Here is a 23,976-nt window from a genome sequence, read left to right as displayed (position 1 = left end):
GAGCAGGGGAGAAGGGGCAATGGGGAGAGTTTTAACAACAACTGACAACTGACCACTGACAACTGACCACTGACCACTGACCACTGACAAATGACGAATGACAACTGACCAATGACAACTGACCACTAACTATGACTTTACAAACCAGGTTGCACCACCATCGAGAGCAATTTCCAGCTTTAGCAAATAAGGTTTATTTTAACTATGGGGGGCAAGGGCCGATGCCTCAAAAGGCGATGGATGCCATTAGCCAAGGCCAAGCACATGTGCAGCACATCGGCCCTTTTGGCTATGAGGCATATGCTTGGCTGACTCAGGAAAAGCAAGCTGTCAGAGAAGCGATCGCTTGTGAGTTGCACGCACCACCGGAAAGTATTACTCTGACAGAAAATGTCACTGTTGGCTGCAATATCGCTATGTGGGGTATTGAATGGCATCCCGGCGACCATATGCTACTCTCGGATTGCGAACATCCTGGTGTGATTGCTACAGCACAAGAAATTGCACGTAGATTCGCTGTGGAAGTGACCACTTGTCCTTTGATGGCGACTTTAAATGAGGGCGACCCGGTTACAGTTATTGCCCAACACTTGCGTCCTCATACCCGCTTAGTTATTGTCAGTCATGTCTTTTGGAACACGGGTCAAGTTTTACCTCTTGACAAAATTGTGGAAGTATGCAGAAAGAATGATTCTTTAGTTTTGGTAGACGCTGCCCAGTCTGCTGGTTTATTACCTTTAAACTTAAGTGAATTGGGGGCAGATTTTTATGCTTTCACAGGACATAAGTGGTTATGTGGCCCTGCGGGTGGGGGTGGTTTGTATGTCCGGAAAGAAGTAAGAGAAAGTTTGCATCCGACATTTATTGGTTTGCGTGGCGTTGTTGTAGATAGTCAAGGACAACCAGTGAGTTGGCAAGCGGATGGACGGAGGTACGAGGTATCGACATCAGTTTATCCATTGTATGTTGGGTTAAAGGAAGCGATCGCTATCCATCAGCAATGGGGAACATCACAGGAACGTTATCAGCAAATTTGCCATAACAGTGAATATCTCTGGCGAAAATTGGTGGCGCTACCAGATGTCAAATGTCTAGGGAATGCCCCACCGGAAAGTGGTATTGTCTCGTTTCAACTCACCCAACAACAACCCCAAGCTAGTCTCAAGTTAGTAAAATTCTTAGAGTCACAAAGAATATTTACCCGAACAATAGCTGATCCTAACTGTATTCGTGCTACTGTTCATTACTTGACTTTAGAATCTGAAATCGATTTCTTGGTTGAGGAGGTACAAAAATTTTGTCAATAGTCAATGGCCATTAGTCATTTGTCATTTGTCAGCAACTTCAACCAAGATAATTGATTTATTGGAGTTGCCTTAATTTTTAACTCCTAACTCCCAACTCCTAACTCCTAACTCCTAACTATCAAATGAACCGCCCAATTTTATACGTTGCTATTACTAATCATGGCTTTGGTCATGCCACTCGCACAGCATCGGTTGCAGCCACAATTCAAAAGTTGTGCCCAGAAATTTTACTAATTATGGTGACAGCTGCCCCACGGTGGTTGCTAGAGTCTTATATCGAAGGCGATTTTATTCATCGTCCACGTGCATTTGATTTGGGTGTGATCCAAGCAGATAGTTTGACAATGGATAAGGAAGCAACTTTGTTAAAGTTGCTGGAGATTAAAAAGCAGCAAAATTCTTTGATTGCTTCGGAAGTCAATTTTATCCGCCAAAATCGTGTCAATTTGATATTGGCAGATATTCCTTTTTTAACTCCTTTGTTTGCCAAAGCCGCAAATATACCTTGCTGGATGATGAGCAATTTTGGCTGGGATTTTATCTACCGCGATTGGGGTGGTGAATTTATCGCGATCGCTGATTGGATTAGTGATTTTTATTCTCAGTGCGATCGCTTGTTTCGTCTTCCCTTTCACGAAAGTATGAAAGCTTTCAATAATATTACAGATGTGGGCTTAACAGGTGGTTCACCTCGTTATTCTGTTGATGATCTACGCTCGATTTGGGGTATAACTGCACCCAGAGAAAAAACTATTTTGCTAACTTTTGGCGGTTTGGGTTTACAACAAATTCCCTATGATAACTTGGGACATTTTCCAGATTGGCAATTCATTACTTTTGATAAATCTGCCCCAGATTTACCTAATTTAGTAAAAATTAATGATCATAAATACCGCCCTGTGGATTTTATGCCTGTGTGTGGGCGTATTGTTTCTAAACCTGGTTATGGTACTTTCTCGGAAGCTACACGCCTGGAAGTACCTATCGTGACCATTCCCCGCGATGACTTTGCGGAAGCGGCTTTTCTTTTAGAGGGTATTGTAAATTACAATTCACATCAAATTGTTACACCAACAGAGTTTTTTGATGGAACTTGGGATTTTCTCCATCAACCACCTCAACAAGCAAAACAATCTCAACCAATTGCTAAGGATGGTAATGAGGCGATCGCTCACGCTGTTATAAAATATTTCCAACTCGATTAAGTCTACAAAAGCAAGATAAATTAGTAGTGATATCTCCAAATCTTGCTTCAGAGTCTATTGTCTGTGGACTAATGACCAATAACTAATGACCAATTGCAAATGACTCATTACCAAAAACTACTCAGAATTTCTACTAATGGCAAATCTTTTCACAACATTACTGCAAAAGTTGAAGCCATAGTTGCAGAATCAGGTGTGGAAACTGGCCTTTGTACTCTATTTTTGCGTCACACTTCAGCTAGTTTAGTTATTCAAGAAAATGCCGACCCTGATGTCCTTGTAGATTTAGCTAATTTTATGGCTAAACTTGTGCCCGAATCAGGTAAATACATTCATGATGCTGAAGGGCCTGATGATATGCCGGCACACATCCGCACAGCCCTCACCCATACTTCTGAACATATACCTATTAATCGCGGTTATTTGGTGTTAGGAACTTGGCAAGGAATTTATGTTTGGGAACATCGCCAGCGCAGTCATGTCAGAGAGTTAGTTGTCCACATTTCTGGTTAACAAAAAGAAAGCGTGAAATTCTACACCAGGTTAAATATTGCTATAACTACGCTCAAAGATATCGTCCATTCTCAACATGATTGTAACTTGTCGTTTGTACGAAAGATTCGTGAGTGGTTTCAGCAAAAAGTTCTGCCGCTTTATCCTCAGTCTGTAGAAGATTTCTTAGCAATTAAATTTCTACTGGAAACACCTGAATCAGAGATACCTATCACCAGAGAAAGCTGTTCAAGGTTTGTGCATTGTGTTGAAAAGTTTACTTATCAAGATCGAAACCAATTCATTAGTTCTGTTGCTGGCTTAATTAACGACTTGGTTATTCATAGACACCCAGAGTTACTAGATCCCTTTCAAGGAGAATATGAATACTACTACTGCCCTGCAACTGATGAAATAATATTATGTGGTGAAATCGGAGGTTCAATTACATTAACTGGTCAAATGTGGGAAAAAGATGCATCACTCTTTCCTGCCAAGCGGTCTACTTTATTGCTAGCGGGTATACTCCCAGAATCAGCCACCTATCATTTACTTGAAATGGACTGATAAATAAAAAAATATCTCATTATAATTGTTACTCGCTGACTGTTCACTGTGAACAGTCAACGTTAATTTTATTGATATAAATCAATATTTATATATTCTTCGATATAAACTTATATTTATTTGAAGTCATTTGTAATATTTCAATTAATTATGAAGCAAGATCTGTCATCAACTCATGCTTTCCAAATTCTAGATGAAATCCTTGCCCAGCAGTCTGTTACACTGTTATCACTCAATCCTCAGAAGACTTTAATTACCAGCTTCACAGAATTGGGAAACTTGATTGCAGAACAAACCACAGACATGCAATTGATAGTAACTCTGCGAGATACCTTGGAACGGATTCTTTATGCACAGGTGCAAAACTTTCCGCATAACATTTTCTGGGATTTTGATTTTATGGTCAGCAGTATGCTGAGACAGGCTTTAATAGCAAGCAATCATGCTATGGATTTTTTAGAATCCTTTGGCAACAAGATGGTGTCGCTGTCAGAGTTATTCGGAATTCAAATGGAAATTCGTTTCCGCTATGTTCACGATTTTATGTATGGGTTTGAGTGGGCAAGATGGGTACAAAAAGAACCAGACAATCGCGCACAATTTGAGCCTTTCAGTTTAGTATTTTTAGATTATTTACTCGTTAAAGGCAAGGAACTTTTACAACGTATTAGTCACGGTCAAATTACTTCTTATAAACTGTGTGACACAGGTTTCCGTAATCCCTTTTCTTTTTCCCGCGAACCGGAAGATGAACAACGTCTGTTAAGTTATCTTGCTAAAGAACAACTTATACCAGTAGCAACCTGGAACTGGAATGCTCAACCTGTATGGAATAAACCTTATCAGGATATGCGATCGCAGATAGCATTAAAGTTGAATATTCAACCACAGAGTAGAAATTAAAAATTAAAAATTAAAAAATGAATATTGCTGATTTAATTACTTGGTTTGAAGAATGGGCAAATCCCGCTTGGTGTGAGAGTTGGGATAATTGTGGCTGGCAAATTGAACCGGGAGTATTACACCAGAGGGCAAGGGTGTTGGTGTGTTTGACACCAACTTTGGCGGTAATGGAGGAAGCGATCGCTTTTCAGGCTAACTTAATTTTTGCCCATCATCCGTTAATTTTCAATCCTCTCAAGTCGCTATGTACTGGCGAAGCGATCGCGGAAATGGTAAGGTTAGCCTTTACTCACAAAATCGGTGTCTACAGCGCCCACACAAATTTTGACCAAGTACAAGATGGTACTGCTGACGTTTTAGCCCAGATTTTAGAACTCCAAGAAGTCACCCCCATTGTACCAACTTTGCCAGGATTGGGATACGGGCGTGTCGGGCTGCTAAAACCAGCTTTGAAATTACAGGAATTACTCGCCGCGATTCAAACCCGACTCGCCCCACCTCATCTAATTTTTTCGCCCACTGCTGATTTACAGCAGACGATTTCACGAGTTGCTGTGTTGGGCGGTTCGGGGGCTAGTTTTATTTCGACAGTAGTCAAAACTGATGCTGAAGTTTATTTAACTTCTGATTGTAAGTTCCATCAGTTTCAAGAAAGCCGCGATCGCGGTCTGATTTTAATTGATGCTGGACATTATGCGACTGAACGTCCTGCTTGCGATCGCTTGGTGCAAAAATTTGAGTCTTTGAACCTGGACTGGGTGCAATTAAGTCACAAAGATGAAGATTTCCGCCAGTTTTTCCCTTGATTACACCTACAGCAGTTTTCGTTGGTATGAAGTACAAAAGTTACGGGTTTTGACGCAGGAGTTAGAAACTTTTCAATCTGATGAATAGACTTCTTGCAGAAGTGGGGAAAAGGGTAAGGGGTAAAGGGGAAAGCGGCTCATAAAAACCCTTTTCCCTTTAACCTTTTACCTTTCCCCCCTATGAGCAAAAGTAACTTTTGCTCATAGGTCTAATGAGTTCTGCGTTTTGTACTTCGTTTAAAAGCAAACTGCTGTATCTTAAATATTTATTGACAATATCAAAATTTGTGTAAATTCATGCATTAATTAATCAAAAAAATATTTTGTATTTTTTGTATTTAGCTATATAAGTATGTTAGCGCTTAAATATTGACATTACGTTATGTAACTGTGATGTTGATCACAAAAAAATGTAACTATAATCACTAATTATTGCTGTTTCATATCAATCAGTATAGGAAAAATATGTTTCACACTAAAGGTGGTAATCAATTGCACTCTACACCCTAATCAACATGATTCGCTCACTCGTTGAATCTGCTTTCCAAACTGGGTATCTTAGTGTTGAATCTGAGGGTCTACTCCATCAAGTGCTGGCAACTAAGTGCTACCAGTCAGAGGATTTGGCAGAGCTTGCAGCTTTATACGATGCAGTTCGTGCAGGTAAAATTAAACGAGAAGGCTCTTCGCAACTGCCAATGGAATTTCTTGCACGGTACAAATCTTGCTGATACTGCCGTGCTGGGTGGTCTTGGCGCACAGATTGTTAAGGGTAGGCGACGCGATCGCATCTGGTAAAAACCCCAAACTCAAAACTCTTGTGGTGTTGTTGTTGAAAACCATGAAGGTCGGCAAGAGAATGAGTTAAGATCAAGTACATACGGGGTAAAAGTAAAGCCGAGTCCCCAGACTTCCCAATAATGCCAATGAATACAAGTAGGCAAATTTCACAACCGCAATCACCTCTTGTTTTGGAGTATTCCTTATTACATAATGGTAAGCAAGACTCACCAGCAAATATCAACTTGGTTAGGAGAAATCCTGATTTGTGTGACTTCTATGAAGTAGATATTCGCTATTATGACCTTTAAAGAGATTCAGTTCTGGTGTAGTCAGTACTGGTTTATGACCCAAAATTCCTTAGATCTGACAATTATAAGCAAGTCTTCGGCTGGGGTCAACAGACGCACTGATTTTTCGCCTGGAAAACTGACCTCTAAAAGGTATTATCTAATGGGTAAAACCCAGATTTTGACAAGTTTAACTACGTTGTTTAAAAAGGCAGAAGCAGTACATGCTACACCGCAAGATTTATCAACTGTGTTGCGACGGGCGGGAGGTATGTGTTTTCTTGCGGGATCAGCAACGCTGGATCGAGCGTGCCCGCATCCTGGACATAGAAGGAGATTTAGTGACTCTACGCTATGAAACAGAAGAGGAAGACGAAATTTGTTCTTGGGAGGAGATGGTTCGCCTCGAAAGCATCGGCGCTGTAACCCAAAAATTAGCTTCAGTGCCACGCGGTAATGTGGAACCTCTCCTGACTGAAGATTGTCCAGAATCTGAGCGTATCCGCAACCGCTTTCCTGACTCTAATGCTGAGTAATTAAGTTCCAAGCTATCTAGTAAGTCAAATGTCAAAAGTCAAAACTATTATTCCGGGCTTTTGTCATATCCTGAACTACTAATACTGCTATGTAGAGAAAGCCCCGCTCTACCTTTGTTAATGCCTATCCACTTAGGGTAGTTCCCCAGTAGCTCTACCCGAAGGGTTCTTTAGTCTACAAAGGTGGAGCCAGGGGCTACTGTACTAGTGTGAAATTCTAGGTACAATATTTGACAAACAAGGGGAAAGGGGAAGAATTATCCCTTTTCCCCTCTTGTTTAAGTAGATGAACATAATTAAATGTATTCTTGTTGCCTGTATATTTTATTCTTTGTAATTTCCTAATTCTCTATCATCTATGACTCAAGCTATACCCAAGCTAGTAACCTTTGAGGAATTTGTTGATCGCCTAGTTGAAAATACCGGGGTACGCTATGAACTACATAGTTGTATCAACTCACTGGCGGGACGATTACCACTTGAAATATGCCGATTATGAAGAGATGGGTATCCCCGAATACTGGATTATCGACTATGCAGCGTTGGGAGGACGCAATTTTATCGGTAGTCCTAAACAACCGACAATCTCTGTTTGTAACTTAGTTGATGGAGAATACCAAATTAGTAAGTTTCGAGATAGCGATCGCATTATCTCTCAAACTTTTCCTGAATTGAATCTCACTCCAAACCAGATTTTTCAAGCTGGTTTGGGTAGTTAATAATTCGTAATTCGTAATTTTTATACCGCAACTGTTTTATTTATTTGAAATGGGTGATTCATCACTCATTATTTAATGAACGTTCAAAGACTGGACAATAACCTTCAAGAGTTACCTTAAAGTTATACAACGGCGAAGCGGGATTCCAACACCTTTGCCCTCTTTGATGTCGGCAGTTACCACAGCAGTCTACATCAGATAAGATATAGCGATCGCCATTTTGGTTCAGCAGTTCTCTTTGAGACAACCCCCGCAATACTAGTTCTTCGCCTTGCCAACGCGCTTCAAGTAAACCTGTGTCAGCAAACTGCCGCCAGCGGCTATCAGCTGTAATGGCATCGGGGAGTGTAATTGTAATTACCGTTCCTAATTCTGTGAGTTCACCTTCATAATTAGTCTCTGGTGCTGCTGGTTGCAAAAATGTATCGCCAATGGGCAATTCTACTAATGTGCCAGCTGCGGGTGAATGCACATGGTAGCGGTTTTGTAACTCTTCTAAGCTAGTCAAATCTGCTAAATAAGCAGGGGAACCATGGACAAAAACGACGTGCTGAGGTCGTAAATTATGAATTAGCTGGGTAGTACCAGGCCCATCACTGTGCTGGGCAAGCAGATAGCTTTCGATAGTAGTGGGTGTGAAATATTTTTTGTTAACTTTTATATCAATTTTTTCTGGCAGGAGAATTAGCCAAGGGCCTGTGTCAGGCTGACAATATTGTTTTAAATCAGATGTAGAGTCAGTCAGTACAATACAGGGAGACTTACCCACGGTGGCACGATGTTCTGAGTGCAAACGACGCACTCGCGGACGCACTCGTTCGTCCCAAAACAAGGGTTGATGGCGGGCGAAGTTCTGCACTGATGGCGGCAAGTGGGGTAATAGTTCTAGGTAAGCATCGCAGCCGGTGGCGACTGCACCATCAACCCAAATATCTAAATCCCGACCGGTGAAATGGTGATGACTACGTAAGAGCATCAGCAGTTCTTGACCTAAACCTAAAGCTGGTGTAGGTAGTAGTACAGAACAATGATCAGCGATCGCACGATTAATGCGTTCAGCTAGTTGATTTTCTTGATTGCGGCGGTGGGGATGACGGGATGTACCGTAAGTGCCTTCAATAATTAGCACGTTTAAATCTAATCCCCGCAATTCTTCTAAACGTAGACCTTCTACTAGCCGTGAGTTGGACAAGAAGAAGTCCCCTGTAAACAGTAGCTTGTAAGAGCGCTGTTCGTTGGTGTAGGTGAGTAGAAATGCTACTGCTCCTGGTAAGTGTCCTGCGGGAAATAATTCTACTACTAAACCTGCTTGCAGTTCTACAGGCGATCGCAGCGGCAACGCATGACAAAATTGCGGAATTTCTTTAGCATCTTCTTCTCGCCAATTCAGCGGCAGTAACTTGCTAGTTACCTCACTGGCATAAATAGGTAGTTGAGGGAAAGCCTGATGTAGTGTCAGCAAGCCTCTAGCGTGATCTGGGTGGGCATGACTGATCAAAACTAAATCTGCTGGTAAGGGTGAATTACCAATGCTAGCCGCCATTGTCAGTGTGTTTAGCAGTAATGAACTGTCCCCTATGCCACAGTCCAATAGGATACGGTGTGGCCCCATTCGTACTAATAAACACAAGCCCTCATCGTGATGCTGGACACTATAGGGCAAACATTCTAATTCATTAGGTGCTTCCCCAGCATCAACGCGAGAGGATGCCGACAGATTATCCCTCATGCTCTCCTCCCCTCCAACCTGATCGTCATTGATATATCCCAAAAGCCAAGAGTTACACAAATTTTGCTTTTGTGATCTAGGGGTAAGTTTCGTAGTGCGCCTCTACACCCTGAGAATGTGGATTTTTGATTGGGGAGGACGCCTCTTGCGAACCCGCACTGGTTCGGAAAAGTTGAGTTACAAGAAGCCCTCAAACTAGGGGCTATAAGCACTTGCTTCTTTTGTTTCTGTTATTTGTCAGTTCTCGACGCCAAAAGCTTAGCCAGAGACTTGTGTCAATGTGCAGAGCCATTGCCGTGATAGTTCTCTGAATCATAAAATCCATTCTTCGTGCCAAAAAACAGGCACGAAACAGTAAATATAACTGTTAACCCAACTAAAATCAGCTTTACATCCATATTGTTTCCTGCTCTTTACTAAAGACTTTCCTATATTAATAGAGCGCTTCCACTAACATGTGGAATCACCTGAAAATCTTTACTATGCTTAGGTTGATTGGACAATAGGTAAATTTACCACATTCAGTCAGATTGTAGAACTTTTTGGTTAACCTGTCCATTCACGTAACAGGCCTTAATAAATTAGGGCAGGGGAGCAGGGGAGCTTTTGGAGCAGGGGAGAATAATTTATGGCGGTGATGGGGCTGAATTGATATTTTTCAGTTAACAATTGCCTATCTGCTGTCTCATTTTTGTACTTAGTTTTAAATTTATATATATCACTCAGTTTACTGAATTAATTTTGAATATTAATATTTCATATACTAATTAAAATTAACCTGATTATTTGTATACAAAGTTTTGGTATTTAAATGTTTAAAAATTTGAACATTTAAATGCAAAATACAATTAAACGTTCAGATGTCTGAATATGCAGTAGAATCTTGGAATTATTTGCTTTTAAATAAATCGACAATGATCATCACGGTAGCTGCATTCAAAGGCGGTGTAGCTAAGTCCACGACGGCGCTACACCTAGCTACATACCTTCAGAACAAAGCCGACACACTGTTAGTGGACGGCGATTTCAACCGCAGTGCTTTAGATTGGTCGAATCGAGGTTGTTTGCCATTCAAAGTTGCTGATGAAAAACAGGGAATAAGCTTAGTAAAACTTTATGAACATGTCGTCATTGATACGCCAGCGCGACCAGATGCAGATGAGCTAAAAACTATTGCCCAAGGATGCGATTTATTAGTTATACCTACAACTCCAGATGCGGTTGCTTTAGCTGCAACACTGCGAATGGTTGAGTTACTTAAACAACTAAAGACGAATTATCGAATTTTGCTGACTCTCATCCCACCAAACCCAAACAAGGCGGGAGAAGAAGCTAGAACTGCACTTGAAAAAGCAGGACTACCTGTATTCAAGTCTGGAATTCGTCGGCTGGCTGTATTTCAAAGAGCTGCTTTAGAAGGGGTGCCAGTCAATGCTGTGAAAGACCCTTACGCGCAAATTGCATGGCGATGTTATGCCGAAATAGGAAAGGAGATATTACCTTGAATAACAAGAAAAAAACTAGCCGTTTCGATGATTTGATTGATGCGGCTCGTAGTCGTCAACAAAGAGATCAGCCACAGCCAAGCGAAGATAAACCAACTTCCCTCAGCAAAAGCACTGACCCAGCTTATACACGTACAACTATCTATTTACCTAAACAACTGCATCGACAACTCAAAGCAGCAGCAGCTTCACAAGAGCGACAGATGAGCGACATTGTTGCTGAGTTGGTTGAGCAGTGGCTTTTAAAAGTTAGGAGTTAGGAGTTAGGAGTAGGAGTTATACCAATGACTAATGACTAATGACCAATGACTAAAGCACAATTTCTTCACCTCGTTCCGTGAAGCGAACTTCTTTAATGTTCCATTGGGCGTTACTTGTTAGGGTTTTGCGGAGGCTGCCAAATAAAGCAAACTGTTCACAACTCGAAAGAGAAGCTAATTGCCGCTTCGACTGAGGAGATAGTCGCAAATCAACTGTTGCTAAGCCATTTTTGACATTCACACGATAACCAGACAAACTCAAATCGCCTGTATCTCGTTCTTCTATGATTTTGCCCACTGCGCCTGTTACAGGTTTTTTTGCTGGTACTGAAACTTGTTGAGGAATCAGTTCTTGACATTGAGCGTCACTTGTGTATAGTGTGACGTTGACAGTTTTAGCAGTTCTGGAAGACGCTGACGGCTGAATGTTGGTAGATTTAGCTCTCAGTTGAGCCATACTAGGCGTTTGGGTAGGGGTAGCGGATGGTGCTGGCGTTTGGCTTTTGATATTACGAGAATTAGGGTTAGAACTACAACTGCTGAGGCTAGCTGCGATCGCCACTGTGATCAAGGGTATAAGATATCTGTTGTTTGTATTCATAATATTGCTCATAGTTATGCTATGAACTTCAGTGACCCTGGTATCATTTCCGCATAAATTAAGAAATTTTGCAGTCTCAAGCGTCTGGAGTTTACTGAATGATTCTCTGTAGTAGCAGGTAAAATATTTTTCAATCAAGTTTGAGTCTCAATTCCAGAGGATTGACTGCTATTTCATGCAACTTTGTCGCCAACGGTTTTTTTTGTTGTGTCTGTTTGCCATTCCACATCTGTAATAAATTTTGATATTTTATACAGCTTTTAGATGTTAAATTGCATGATTAGGTTAATTATTAGAGATAAAAGATTATGTCTACTGAGCGATTTAAAAAATTTACTATTTTACACTCAAATGATATGCATGGAGACTTTCTAGCAGAGGCGACGGGGACAGTAGAAAATTATGTTATCGGTGGAATGTCGTTGCTTTCTGGATATATAAATAAGGTGCGCCAGGAAGAGAAAAACGTACTTTTCGTAATTTCCGGTGATATGCTCCAAGGCTCTACGATTGATACCGAATATAGAGGTATTTCCACCATAGAAATTATGAATTATCTCGCACCCGATGTTGTAACTTTGGGTAACCATGAATTAGATTATGGTTTACCTCACTTGCTTTTCTTGGAAAAAATGGCCAATTTTCCTATCGTCAATGCCAATTTATATATTAAAAAGTATAACAAACGCTTGATGAATCCTTATCTGATCCTGAATGTAGATGGATTTGATATCATGTTCATCGGGATTGTAACTGAAGAAGCTCTGAGGACATTAAAACGTGATAGTAGTATAGGCACTTTTGTTAGTCTTGAAGATGCTGCAACAGAAATTGGTAAGATTTGTAATGCCTACAAAAATGAAGACATTGACCTAACAATTCTTCTAACACACATCGGTTTTGAACAGGATAAAAAATTAGCAGAAATGCTTAACCCAGAATGGGGTGTAGATATGATAATTGGGGGACACTCCCATACATTTTTAGAACAACCTGCCCAAGTTAACAATATTTTAATTGCTCAAGCTGGAGTCGGCACAGACCAAATTGGCAGATTCGATATTGTAGTAGATGACGATACTAACAGCATTGTTGAATGGAAGTGGCAACTTCTACCTGTAGATAACAATTTGGCACAACCAGATCCTAATATCGAAAATTTAATTAATTCTTTTAAAGAACAAGTAGACCGTAAGTATAATAGAATTGTTGGACGATTCGCACGTCAACTAACTCATCCTAGCCGTTACCAAGAAACTGAATTGGGTAACTTAATTGCTGATATTTTAGCTGAACAAGATAACTTGGATGTAGTTTTTGTAGCAAGTGGTGCAATCCGGGGGTCAGAATTAGGGCCTTTAGTGACATTGAGCGATTTGAAAAAGGTTTTTCCTTACGACGATACACTTTATAAATTTACAATCACTGGCTCATATCTTACCAAAATATTTACTCATATTATGAGGCCAGAAAACAGAATACAAGGTGTAGGTGAATATTTCCAGTTAAATAAAAGTGTGAAAGCAATTTATAATGATACTCAACAGAAGCTGGAATCGTTAAGTATTAATGGAGAACTAATACAAGAAGATCAGAAATATACCATTTGCATCGATGGCTATCGGTATCAAAATTCTATACCTAATTTAGATATAACACATGAAGAATTAGGCAATTCAAAAGTAATCTCCACATCCTGTCAGGATATTCTAGAAGAGTACTTTAGCCATCATCAGAATCTTAACAGCTATATCGAAGGAAGATTGATATATAAATAGTAGGTTTTGAAGCCTATAGGAGCCTCTAAGAGTTGATTTGTCAACTCGCTGAAAATCTTTTGTGATCAAGCTTTTATCAATTGAACGCCTGAATTGCCTAAAGATTGTAAGCCTTCCTGGGTAAGGGTTGAGGCATTCTTAAGATTTTCTTGACAAATCAGCTTTTGATTTTAGATACAATTGCTGTTATTTGCTAATATTTATTTTGTGGGTCTAGTTAAATTACTGAAAAAACAATTATCAGCAAAAGTATATGAATAGCAGGAAATCTACTACTTACGATTTCCGAAAATCTGAATGGGATGGTATACCAATTGACCAATGGGAACCATCTAAGTGGAAGCAGTGGAAAGCCAAACATCCTGCTTCCGACGAACATGCTAAGATGGAACGTGAATATCTTCGGATCAAACACGCCATTGAGCAAGCTAACTCGGCATTAAGTTTAGAGAGAATCAAAATTAAACTTAAGCTATCTAGTCCTAAAAGTATAGCTTTACAAGGGACGTTTCCCTGTAAACCTGGTGATATTGGAAAACATGGTAGTCCGAATAAGCAATATACCATTTCATGCGGTTTTGCAGCTAATGATGCTGGTGTGAAAATGGCTGTATTGAAAGCGCGGGAATTAGATTTATTATTATTGACAAAGCAATTTCAGTGGACACCTGAGTTGCTAGGTAAACAAGCACAGAATTTAGGTGTATCAAATCAGCAGCAACGTACCAAAATCATCAAAGAATTGATTCAGGAATATGAGCTTGAGTTTTGGAAAACTCACAAAAAGAACAGGCAAGGAATACGTACTTGGGAAACTCATTATATGAGGCATCTGAAAAAACTTCCTCAAGATGTACCCTTATCTACTCAAGCACTGGCAGAAGCTTTAGAGAAAACTCAAGCTAATACATCAGCGCGGTTTTTTTTGGTGTGGCAATTGAAAAAGTTTTGTGAGTTTTGTGGAATTGATGATTTGAAGACAATTGATGCTTACACGACTCCCAAACCTCACCCTACTATCCGAAAAGTTCCGTCAGATGAGGAAATTATCCAAGGATTTCTCAAAATTGGGATGCCTTTATCAACATTTGCTAATAAGGAAAATATAACACAACCCGAACAATGGCAATGGGTTTATGGAATGTTAGCAACCTATGGGTTAAGACCTCATGAATTATTCGCTGTAGATATAGAAGCATTTACAAATACAGCAAATACTTTTCATTTAGTTACTTTAAATCCTAGTTTGACAGGAGGTACTAAGACTGGTGAAAGGAGTTGTGGTATTCCTCCATTACATCCTCATTGGGTGGAATTGTTTAATTTAAAGAATATTAGATTACCTGATCAAGAAGGAACACTGAGTAATAAAACTGCAAAACTTCACATTAAATTCAGAACTGCTGATATCGGTTTTAGACCCTATGATTTGCGTCATGCTTATGCAATTCGTGGTCATCGTTTAAGAGTTCCCATCAAAACAATGGCTGATTATATGGGGCATACAGTACAAGAGCATACTAAGACTTATCAAAGATGGATGAATGAAGATACTAACTTAGAAATTTATAAAGAAGTGGTCATTTATAGACAAGGTACGACAAAAGAAGCACTGAAAGAGAGAATTAGTGAATTAGAGGCTGAGAACACTGCACTCAAAGCTGAAAATGCAACTCTTAAAGGTTTATTGATTAAGCATCAATTAGGTGAATTTTTGAGTCAATAAATTTACAGGTTGAATTAAGGGACTCCAAAAAATAAAATTTGTACGTCATGCTCACATGCTCAAAGACTCATGCTAAGAAAGTCTGGACTATCAGAGCGATGGTTTTATAAAGCCCACCTAGAGGCAATAGTATAGCTTAACAAAACCATCGCTCTTACGTTCTATATTGCAGAACTGTTATTTTTGAGACCAATTAACAGTTAGGCTACCTGTATTGTCGTGATACAAGTTCTTTTGATCGTTCATTAAAAACCATAAGGTTCCACCAGCAGGAACACTTAACTCAGTTTGTATCCCTACTTGATAAGCAGTACTCCAGTCTTTGTTATTGGCTATCAGGGTAAATGGTGTGTAGTCGGGAAATTGCAAGTTACCTAGTAGCTGGCCTGGGAGACCTTCAGGGCCTGTGACAGGATTAGCAGGGCCTGATTGCCACTGACCAGATGCCTCAAAATGAATTTGCACTTCATTGTTAGTTTCATTTTTAAAAGGCACACCTACATCAGTATTAGCGGGTACATTAAAAGAACCCTTTGTCTTTTCATTGGTAAATGAATCGCCTGACAAAGTTGTTTGAACCATGAAGCTATTCCAAAATCATTTAACTAACAGTTATAAGCACTGACAAAAATGATTTAATTAGCCTTTAGTTAGATTCAGGAAATCAAACTTTAGTTGTAGTATTTGTTTATTTTTTTAGATAAAGTAATACCTTATGTGTCACTGACTATTTTTTTGTTAGTCTTCGGTTATATCGAAAAACAAGTTGTAAGACATAGTTTTAACCTCGATTGTTGAGTAAAATTTGCTTTTATCTATCTAATTAAGTACTTTTGCTTGTTGTCTGAAACTTTTTATGATTCAATACAATACTTGAAAACAATCAGGTTGATAATTTACTATTTCATTCAACTTCCGGCACATTTCATATAAATAAGGTACACAGGGGTGGGCTTCTAGCCCACCCCACAAAATTTATCATATTAAGATGTGTACTTGATTTACTTGCAAAATGCTGGAATTAGCAAATTCATAAAACTAAATTTCACAATTACGCTCTTAGTATTTCCGAAAAATACATAGGCTTTCTTTGAAATACTTACCCCCAGCTTGATTAAATTGAGCTTTTAATTAATGAAGTGTTTCTTTCATTCGTAGTTAGGGGTTAGATATTTTTGAATAAGTGACTTTTGAATGCTAATTGTGCAGCTGTCGGGAAACTGCAAGGGCCAATTTGACTTCCTCCTCATGGAGTAATTTTAATAAACTGGATATGAATCTGGATTTTTGCCTGCCAATTGGTATAAGGGTTTGAATTGAGCATTTATAGTATCTACTTTTTCTCAGATGTTGATGTTATTGGCTTGATATTGGGGAAATATAAATACTGAAGTCCACTTCAGAAACTCTACCCAGTAAATACCGAAACTATGGCTCCTAATCTCATTACTGTAGATAAAAATACGTATGAATCTCTGCAACAAGAGCTGATAGAACTGCGTCAGGTGGTAGCTTGTGTGGAGCAGGCTAAGTCCTCAAATACTCTGAAATATAGCCAAGAGCATATAGATTTATTTATTGAATATACACCTGCTGCGATCGCGATGTTTGACCGTCAAATGCGCTATCTACTGGCGAGTCGCCGCTGGAGAGAAGATTACGACCTTGGTAATGAAGAAATTATTGGTCGTTCTTATGAGCAAATTTTTCCCGAAATTCAAGAGCGATGGTGGGAAATTCATCAACGTTGTTTGGCAGGAATCGTTGAAAAATGTGAACATACCTGCTCCCGTGCAGACGGAACAACTGATTGGGTGAAATGGGAAATACATCCTTGGTATCAAGACTCTGGTGAAGTGGGCGGTACTATTATCTTTTCGGAAGTGATTAGCGATCGCAAACTTGCAGAAATAGCTCTAGCAAATAGTGAAAAACTTTTAAGAAATATTACTGCTCATATACCTGGTGCAATTTTCCAGTTCGCCGAACGCAACGGTGTCTGGATGGTTGACTACATCAGCGATTTTATCTGGGAGGTTGCAGGAATCACAGCAACCGAAATCATGCAAGACTTCAATAACTTTCTGGTTCGCTTGCATCCAGAAGATTTTGATAGTTATATAGCCTCAGTCATAGAAGCAGTGGAAAATGCTACCCCTTGGCATTATGAGGGACGGTTAGTCAAGCCTAACGGTGAAATTCGTTGGTGGCAAGGCGGCTCAACTTCTATAGGTAATGAAAAAGGGGAAATCATCTTTTTTGGAGTTTTGTTTGATATTACAGAACGCAAACAAACAGAAGAGGCACGAAAACAGCTAAATCAGGAATTAGAAGCCAAAGCAGCAGCTCTGCGTCAGAGTGAAGCGCGGTTGCAGCGACTAGCTGATAATGTACCAGGGATGCTTTATGAATTTCGTCTTCAGCCTGATGGCACAATGTCTTTTTCTTATGTTTCTTCGCAATGTGGAGAAATTCTCGGACTAGAGCCAAAACAGGTGATGGGAGATGCATCTCTGGTGTTTTGCTACATTCACCCTGAAGATGCTTTGAAGGTTCAGCAAGCAATAGCTCACTCCGCCCAAACTCTGCAAAACTATGAACTTGAGTGGCGGGTTATGACTCCTTTTGGCCAGGAGAAATTGGTTAAGGGAGTTTCTCGTCCAGAACCTCAACCAAAAGGTGAAATTATTTGGTATGGTTTTCTATCTGATATTACTGAACAGCAAACTGCTTTGCGCGATCGCCAACTTGCAGAGGAACAACTACAACAACAGGCCCAGTTTTTGCAAAGCATCTGGGAAGGTGTAGATTACGGGATCTATGTCCTAGAGGTTTTAGATGATGGCGCAGAGTTTCGTTACCTGAAGTTTAATCCAGCCATCCTCAGATTCAGTCCCATTCCTCTGGACAATTTTGTGGGAAAAACAATGGCAGAGGTATTGCCTGTGGAAGTAGCACATCGCTATCGCCAACACTACAACGAATGTATCAAGTCGGGCAAGAGCATATTCTTCGAGGAATTTTTCCTAGTTGAAGACAAGGAAACTTGGTGGCTGTTGAATATAACGCCTCTGTTAGACAGCACTAAGCGAATTTCTCAACTTGTGATTACGGTGACTGACATTACAGAACGCAAACAAACCGAACAAGAAAAGCAAATGTTTGTTTCACTAGTTGAGAATAGCAGTGACTTTATCGGTGTGGCTACCCTAGACAGACAACCAATGTTCATCAACGAAGCTGGTAGAAAGTTAATTGGTATGGATAGCCTAGAGTCCGTTAAAAGCATGAATATACTTGACTTCTTTCTCCCAGAAGATTTAGAACAGGTGGAGCAGTTTATTATGCCAGCTGTCATCAAGCATGGTTTGTGGCAAGGTGAATCTCGTTTCAAACATTTTCAAACTGGGGAAGCAATCCCAGTGGATTACAACATGTTTGTGGTTAGAAATCCTGACACTGGTGAGCCTTTATATTTTGCCACAATTACCCGCGATATTCGCGATCGCCAACTTGCAGAGGAACAATTACAAGAGCAAGAACAGTTCTTACGCACTATTTATGATGGTGTCGAGCAACAAATATTCGTGATCAATGTTCTGGAAAACGGTGAACTTCGTTTTGCAGGTTGGAATTTACCTACTGCACAAGTAACTGGAATTAGTAACGCTCACGTAGTTGGAAAAACACCGGAGGATTTGTTTGGTGATGTTGTAGGTTTAGCGATGCGTCAGCGACAGCAAAGCTGTGTAGACACAGGTGTTGCTATCACCTATGAAGAATCTATCATTTTGAATAATGAAGTAACTTGGTGGTTAACTACAATTAATCCTCTCAAAAATAGTGAAGGTCGAATTTATCGATTGATAGGAACAACGTTTAATATTACAAAGCGTAAACAAGCAGAACAAGCACTCGAAGCAAGTCAGCACTTTATTCAACGTATTGCTGATTCTTCTCCTAATATTCTCTACATTTTCGACTTAGAACAAAAGTGCAATGTTTATGCAAATAAAGAAATTGCGACTCTTCTTGGTTACACTATTGAAGAAATTCAACAGATGGGAGAAAAATTACTTCCCACTATTACTCATCCAGATGATGCAGAAAATATCCTAGAACAGGCAGAAAAATTACTCCAAGCCAAGGATGGGGATATTTTAGAGTTGGAATTCCGGGTGAAACAAGCGAATGGTGAATGGTGCTGGCTGTATAGCCGGGAGACACCATTCAGCCGCACTGAGGATGGAAAGGTAAAGCAAGTTCTTGGTGTGTCAACCAATATTACCGAACGTAAACAAGCTGAAATTAAATTGCAACAACAAGCTGAGAACTTAGAAAATACTCTGCGCGAACTACAACTTACTCAAACTCAACTTATCCACAGTGAAAAAATGTCCTCATTAGGTAATATGGTTGCAGGTGTTGCCCATGAAATCAATAATCCGATCAACTTTATTCACGCTAATCTGATTCCAGCCAATGAATACGTCGAAGACTTGTTGAAACTGGTAGAACTTTATCAAGAACATTTTCCTTATCCTCCAGAAGAAATTCAAGCAGAAATTGCTGCGATCGAACTTGATTTTCTCAAGGAAGATTTAATCAAACTTCTTAGTTCTATGCGTGTAGGAACTCAGCGTATTCGTGAAATTGTCCTGTCGCTGCGGAGTTTCTCTCGTCTTGATGAAGCTGAATTCAAGCAGGTAGATATCCATGAAGGTATCGATAGTACTTTGATGATTTTACACAACCGCCTGAAAGCTCAACCAAATCATCCAGAAATTTTGGTGATTAAAGAATATGGTCATCTCCCCCGCATTGACTGCTATCCTGGACAACTGAATCAGGTGTTTATGAATCTTCTCAGTAATGCTATTGATGCTTTGGAAGAGTCAAAATTCAATAGTCAAAAATCAATAGTCAGCCAGCGCGCTGAGTTAGCCTCAGTCTTGGACGCCACTTCCTTGACGCCAGGAAACCCGTCCACCGCAGTGGCTTCGCTTCCCATTGAGTATGGAATCTTGACTCAACCCCAAATTCGTATTCGCACTGAAGTTATTAATAGCGACCGAATTATAATCCGAATAGCAGATAATGGCAAGGGCATTACGCCAGAAATACTTTCAAAATTGTTTGACCCTTTCTTTACTACTAAAGATGTAGGTAAAGGTACAGGACTGGGGCTATCTATCAGTTATCAAATTGTAGTAGATAAACATCATGGAAAATTATATTGTCAATCAACACCTGGACAGGGAGCAGAATTTATCATTGAGATTCCCATTACTCAGTCTGAAGTGCCTACTTAATTTCAAGTCATTCCCACACTATTTGTAAATCTAAAACAAACCCTGGTAATGTATCTTCTCCTGATAATTTTTGAGGAGATTCTAGAATTTCTACTGGCTTGCCTTGGCGATATATTTCAACTTGGCGTGCTTTGCGATTAATTAACCAGCCAAGTTTGACTTGATTATCTATATATTCTTGCATCTTGGCTTGAGTTTCTGCCAAGGTGTCACTAGGAGACATTAATTCTAAAACAAAATCTGGGGCAATTGGTGGAAATTTTTCTTTTTGTTCTGGTGTGAGTACATTCCATCTATCTTTTCGTATCCAAGCAACATCAGGAGAACGGTTTGCACCATTGGGAAGTTTGAAACAGGTAGAGGAATCAAAGCAAACGCCTAGTTTTGTTTGGCGATTCCAAATGACAAAATCAGCCCCGATTTCAAGATTACGGTTTCCAGTTTCTCCTCCTGTGGGTGGCATGATAATTATTTCTCCGTAGGCGTTGCGCTCAAATTTTACATCTGGATTTGATCGACACAATTGATAAAATTGGTCGTCGGTGAGTTTGATGATGGGGTTGAAGTTGACGGTAATCGCTGTCATGGTAATTATATTGGGAACTGCATCGACCGATATATTAATAACAGGACTTACGCACGGACTCCGATTTGACATTATTACGAGCTTAGCGTTGTAATCGCAAAAGCTTAGTTTTTCATCACGAGTGCGTAAGTCCTAAATAATTTTAAGGTAATTTACACATATCAAGGTTAGCGTTTACTATTTTATATGTACATATTTTAAAAGTATAAAATAATTGCAGTACTTTCTATGTTGGCTTCATGTCAAAATAAAAATGTGTTGAAGTTGGTATTAGTTAGATGAACCGTAGAAGCTAGGAAGGTTATGTTACTTGAACTCAACCAATTAATTGTACCTGCTGGTCATCAGTTGCTAATTAAAAATATATCCTGGTCAGCATACAAACATATTTTAGCGGAATTGGGAGAAAACCGCAGTTCTAGAATATCTTACAGTCAAGGGATGCTGGAAATAATGGCTCCATTACCAGAACATGAGGTGGCTAAAGTTATTATTGGGGATTTAGTAAAAATTATCCTAGAAGAACTCGATATTGAGTTTTGGAGTTTAGGCTCTACAACTTTTGATCAAGAAAAAATGGATGTAGGTGTCGAACCTGATGATTGTTTCTATATCCAAAATGAAGCTGCTGTGCGAGGTAAGGATAGAATTAATTTAACAGTTGACCCACCTCCAGATTTAGCAATTGAAATTTATATTACTTCTCGTACTCGCTTTAATAATTATGAAGTACTAGGTGTTCCGGAGTTATGGCGATGGAATGGAACTCAGCTAGAAATTAATGTTTTGAGTAATGGTAAATATATAAAATCTCCTAGTAGTTCTATTTTTCTTAATTTACCTATTGCTCAAGTTATTCCTGAATATTTGATACGAAGTAAAATCGATGGTAGAAATGCAGCGATGAAAGCATTTCGTGCTTGGGTGAGAAAGCAAACATAATTTACTTACGCAACCACCGCCACTACCCGAAACCCCAAACCTTTGTTACGAGCGTCTTGGGCAAGGTGGGGGCGGTAGCTAGCACGGCAGGCAACTGGCGAGCTATCGAAAGAACCACCGCGCAACTGCCTAAAATAATATCTACCATTGAACCAAGCACTACCATCAGTGGGTGCCCCTTCGTAATTGCTATACACCATAACCCTATCTTGACACCACTCACTAACTTGCCCGTGCATATCATATAAACCAAAGGCGTTGGGTGGAAAAATGCCTACTTCTGTTGTTTGCTGACGATATTGACCTTTTGGTGCAGAAGCGTAAGTGTAATTCCCATCGTAGTTTACCAAATCAGTGGTGATTGTTTCGCCAAAATAAAAGGGTGTAGTAGTTCCTGCACGACAAGCGTATTCCCATTCGGCTTCACTGGGTAGTCGATAGGTGCGTTTAGTTTTCTGGCTCAACTTTTCACAAAATTTTGCTGCTCCATTCCAATTCACATTTTTTACAGGTCGTTTCTTACCTTTGAAACTAGAAGGATTGTAACCCATGATTGCTTGATATTGTGCCTGGGTGATTGGATACTTACCCATAAAGAACTCAGGAACTTTTACTTGATGTTGCGGCCCTTCATCTGACCCTCGTTCTTTCTCTGCTTGTGGTGAACCCATGATAAATGTTCCCGCTGGTATCTTTACCATCTCTAAGGTGACACCATTGCCTAAATCTTCAATAAAAGATTTTGCTTCACCGTTACGCTTGCTAGTAATTTTCCCCGTTGCGTCCACTGTCACAACTTCAAATTGAAAATTTTTTAGCGTTGTGGGTTCAAACTGCAACAGGCGTGGTACTACAATTGTCAAACCCAACCCTGCACCAGCAAATCCGACAGTTTGAATCATCCGTCGCCGCGACCAGTTAGTTATTATTAAAGGCTTAGATATTTTTTTATCGTCTGGGAGTTGGCTTACAGAGTTGGATGCTTTGGGAATTAATTGCTCAGGCAAATCAGCATTAGGAGAATTATTTCGCAACCGTTCAATTCTTTGTAAACCTTTGACTGCATCCATATCTGTCCCTGAAGCTGCTGCTAACACCCGAATCCATAACTGTTCCGCTAAATTCAAATTTGAGTTGGCTTCTGCTTGGTAAGCATCATTTTTGAGGGTGGCAATATCTGCTAAAGTTGCATATTGCGGTACTAATATGAGATGGGACTTATTAACAGGTTCGGCAATTACATAAGGTGTTTGTTTTGCATTTTTATGCTGACGAACTAATTCAGGTACACGAGAATTGAGATACTGATTCAATCTTTCGACCGTAGCACATTGACCTTGAATACCCAATCCTTCTAGTAAGGCGGTGGTAAAAGCACCTTGCTGTAAAGCTGCAATTTCATAAGAATATTCCTGTGGGCTACAGGAAAAAATAGTGATAACTCCTTGTTGACGTGCTTGTTCGGCGGTTTGTCGCCCAATACCTTCGCCTGCACGAGTACCAAGACTACGACAAGCATCCAAAATCAAGACAACGTTATCAGCGCCACAGCGACGCAAGCGTTCGGTGACGAAGTTAATAGCAATTGCTGTATTCTCAATGTCTTCGGGGTCACCATCACAGGGCATGAGATAATCGCGCTCAGCTTGACGTATACCATGACCACTCAAGAAAAACCAAAAATTATCTCCCGCACCCATGAAAGGGTTTTCAAATAACTGTCGCAAGACGCGCAACAAGTTAGCGCGGGTTGGGCGAGTGGATTTTCCTCCCATATCTGGGGAGTCATCCGAAAAGAAGAAAATCTGCTCAAAACCCGCTTCCTTGCTGAGAAACTCCTGCATTAACTGTGCATCCCGCTTGGCATAGTTTAGCGGTTGCAGATAATCATATCGGTTAATCCCAACTGCGATCGCCCAATTTTTCACCATC

General features: G+C 40.0%; 21 protein-coding genes and 2 pseudogenes. 18 read left to right on the top strand and 5 right to left on the bottom strand.

Going from position 1 to position 23,976, the window contains the following annotated elements; genetic code table 11:
- Positions 1-131: 131 nt before the first annotated feature.
- The 11 genes and pseudogenes from I8748_RS22295 to I8748_RS22250 form a co-directional block, all read left to right on the top strand.
- Positions 132-1,307 carry an aminotransferase class V-fold PLP-dependent enzyme gene (locus tag I8748_RS22295; protein WP_198126732.1) on the top strand — a complete coding sequence of 392 codons (1,176 nt, stop codon included), beginning with the start codon at positions 132-134 and terminating at the stop codon, positions 1,305-1,307.
- Between the two features lie 122 nt (positions 1,308-1,429).
- Positions 1,430-2,512, top strand: a complete 1,083-nt coding sequence (locus I8748_RS22290; protein ID WP_198126731.1) for a glycosyl transferase — start codon at positions 1,430-1,432, stop codon at positions 2,510-2,512.
- A 99-nt stretch (positions 2,513-2,611) separates the two neighbouring features.
- Entirely contained in the window at positions 2,612-3,025 is a 414-nt protein-coding gene (locus tag I8748_RS22285) for a secondary thiamine-phosphate synthase enzyme YjbQ (RefSeq protein WP_198126730.1), read from the top strand.
- 12 nt (positions 3,026-3,037) lie between these two features.
- Positions 3,038-3,571, top strand: coding sequence for a hypothetical protein (locus I8748_RS22280; RefSeq protein WP_198126729.1), 534 nt, complete (start codon positions 3,038-3,040; stop codon positions 3,569-3,571).
- 150 nt (positions 3,572-3,721) lie between these two features.
- Positions 3,722-4,474 carry a hypothetical protein gene (locus I8748_RS22275; RefSeq protein WP_198126728.1) on the top strand — a complete coding sequence of 251 codons (753 nt, stop codon included), beginning with the start codon at positions 3,722-3,724 and terminating at the stop codon, positions 4,472-4,474.
- 17 nt (positions 4,475-4,491) lie between these two features.
- A complete protein-coding gene (locus tag I8748_RS22270) occupies positions 4,492-5,280 on the top strand; it encodes a Nif3-like dinuclear metal center hexameric protein (protein WP_198126727.1) in 789 nt (262 codons plus the stop codon).
- 515 nt (positions 5,281-5,795) lie between these two features.
- Positions 5,796-6,011 carry a hypothetical protein gene (locus I8748_RS22265; protein ID WP_225896515.1) on the top strand — a complete coding sequence of 72 codons (216 nt, stop codon included), beginning with the start codon at positions 5,796-5,798 and terminating at the stop codon, positions 6,009-6,011.
- Positions 6,005-6,148, top strand: a complete 144-nt coding sequence (locus I8748_RS35275) for a hypothetical protein (RefSeq protein ID WP_225896514.1) — start codon at positions 6,005-6,007, stop codon at positions 6,146-6,148. Before I8748_RS22265 ends, I8748_RS35275 begins: the two co-directional genes overlap by 7 nt.
- Positions 6,149-6,206: 58 nt before the next feature.
- Entirely contained in the window at positions 6,207-6,371 is a 165-nt protein-coding gene (locus I8748_RS22260; protein ID WP_198126735.1) for a hypothetical protein, read from the top strand.
- 203 nt (positions 6,372-6,574) lie between these two features.
- Positions 6,575-6,886 (top strand): DUF6679 family protein, encoded by a 312-nt coding sequence (locus tag I8748_RS22255; protein ID WP_096554131.1) that lies wholly within the window; start codon positions 6,575-6,577, stop codon positions 6,884-6,886.
- 446 nt (positions 6,887-7,332) lie between these two features.
- Positions 7,333-7,605: pseudogene (locus I8748_RS22250) on the top strand (Uma2 family endonuclease); the annotation flags it as partial.
- Between the two features lie 61 nt (positions 7,606-7,666).
- Here the strand turns inward: I8748_RS22250 and I8748_RS22245 are convergent.
- Positions 7,667-9,334 carry an MBL fold metallo-hydrolase gene (locus I8748_RS22245; protein WP_198126725.1) on the bottom strand — a complete coding sequence of 556 codons (1,668 nt, stop codon included), beginning with the start codon at positions 9,332-9,334 and terminating at the stop codon, positions 7,667-7,669.
- A gap of 914 nt (positions 9,335-10,248) precedes the next feature.
- On the opposite strand from I8748_RS22245, the gene I8748_RS22240 reads away from it, so the two are divergent.
- Entirely contained in the window at positions 10,249-10,839 is a 591-nt protein-coding gene (locus tag I8748_RS22240) for a ParA family protein (RefSeq protein ID WP_198126734.1), read from the top strand.
- The gene (locus tag I8748_RS22235) at positions 10,836-11,099 is read left to right on the top strand and encodes a CopG family transcriptional regulator (protein WP_198126724.1); all 264 of its coding nucleotides are present in this window, start codon (positions 10,836-10,838) and stop codon (positions 11,097-11,099) included. Before I8748_RS22240 ends, I8748_RS22235 begins: the two co-directional genes overlap by 4 nt.
- Positions 11,100-11,148: 49 nt before the next feature.
- On the opposite strand, the gene I8748_RS22230 is transcribed toward I8748_RS22235, so the two are convergent.
- Positions 11,149-11,700 (bottom strand): sporulation/spore germination protein, encoded by a 552-nt coding sequence (locus I8748_RS22230; protein ID WP_404800345.1) that lies wholly within the window; start codon positions 11,698-11,700, stop codon positions 11,149-11,151.
- A gap of 308 nt (positions 11,701-12,008) precedes the next feature.
- Between I8748_RS22230 and I8748_RS22225 the strand changes: the two genes are divergently transcribed.
- Positions 12,009-13,478 (top strand): bifunctional metallophosphatase/5'-nucleotidase, encoded by a 1,470-nt coding sequence (locus I8748_RS22225; RefSeq protein WP_198126722.1) that lies wholly within the window; start codon positions 12,009-12,011, stop codon positions 13,476-13,478.
- 253 nt (positions 13,479-13,731) lie between these two features.
- The gene (locus I8748_RS22220; protein ID WP_198126721.1) at positions 13,732-15,204 is read left to right on the top strand and encodes an integrase; all 1,473 of its coding nucleotides are present in this window, start codon (positions 13,732-13,734) and stop codon (positions 15,202-15,204) included.
- Positions 15,205-15,381: 177 nt separating this feature from the next.
- Here the strand turns inward: I8748_RS22220 and I8748_RS22215 are convergent, their stop codons facing one another.
- Positions 15,382-15,786, bottom strand: a complete 405-nt coding sequence (locus I8748_RS22215) for a hypothetical protein (protein WP_198126720.1) — start codon at positions 15,784-15,786, stop codon at positions 15,382-15,384.
- Between the two features lie 848 nt (positions 15,787-16,634).
- Here I8748_RS22215 and I8748_RS36315 point away from each other — a divergent pair.
- Positions 16,635-17,108 (top strand): annotated as a pseudogene (locus I8748_RS36315) (PAS domain-containing protein); the annotation flags it as partial.
- Entirely contained in the window at positions 17,088-20,516 is a 3,429-nt protein-coding gene (locus tag I8748_RS22210) for a PAS domain S-box protein (protein ID WP_404800346.1), read from the top strand. The pseudogene I8748_RS36315 and the gene I8748_RS22210, both read left to right, overlap by 21 nt.
- Before the next feature lie 7 nt (positions 20,517-20,523).
- On the opposite strand, the gene I8748_RS22205 is transcribed toward I8748_RS22210, so the two are convergent.
- Positions 20,524-21,102: a Uma2 family endonuclease gene (locus tag I8748_RS22205; protein ID WP_198126718.1), complete on the bottom strand. Its 579-nt coding sequence runs from the start codon at positions 21,100-21,102 to the stop codon at positions 20,524-20,526.
- A gap of 303 nt (positions 21,103-21,405) precedes the next feature.
- On the opposite strand from I8748_RS22205, the gene I8748_RS22200 reads away from it, so the two are divergent.
- Positions 21,406-22,044 carry a Uma2 family endonuclease gene (locus I8748_RS22200; RefSeq protein ID WP_198126717.1) on the top strand — a complete coding sequence of 213 codons (639 nt, stop codon included), beginning with the start codon at positions 21,406-21,408 and terminating at the stop codon, positions 22,042-22,044.
- 5 nt (positions 22,045-22,049) lie between these two features.
- Here I8748_RS22200 and I8748_RS22195 read toward each other — a convergent pair whose 3' ends face one another.
- Positions 22,050-23,975 carry an SUMF1/EgtB/PvdO family nonheme iron enzyme gene (locus tag I8748_RS22195; protein ID WP_198126716.1) on the bottom strand — a complete coding sequence of 642 codons (1,926 nt, stop codon included), beginning with the start codon at positions 23,973-23,975 and terminating at the stop codon, positions 22,050-22,052.
- Between the last annotated feature and the right edge of the window lies 1 nt (position 23,976).

Origin of the sequence: Amazonocrinis nigriterrae CENA67, from assembly GCF_016056305.1 — a bacterium.
GTDB lineage: Bacteria > Cyanobacteriota > Cyanobacteriia > Cyanobacteriales > Nostocaceae > Amazonocrinis > Amazonocrinis nigriterrae.
This window is presented reverse-complemented; position numbering and strand designations above follow the sequence as displayed.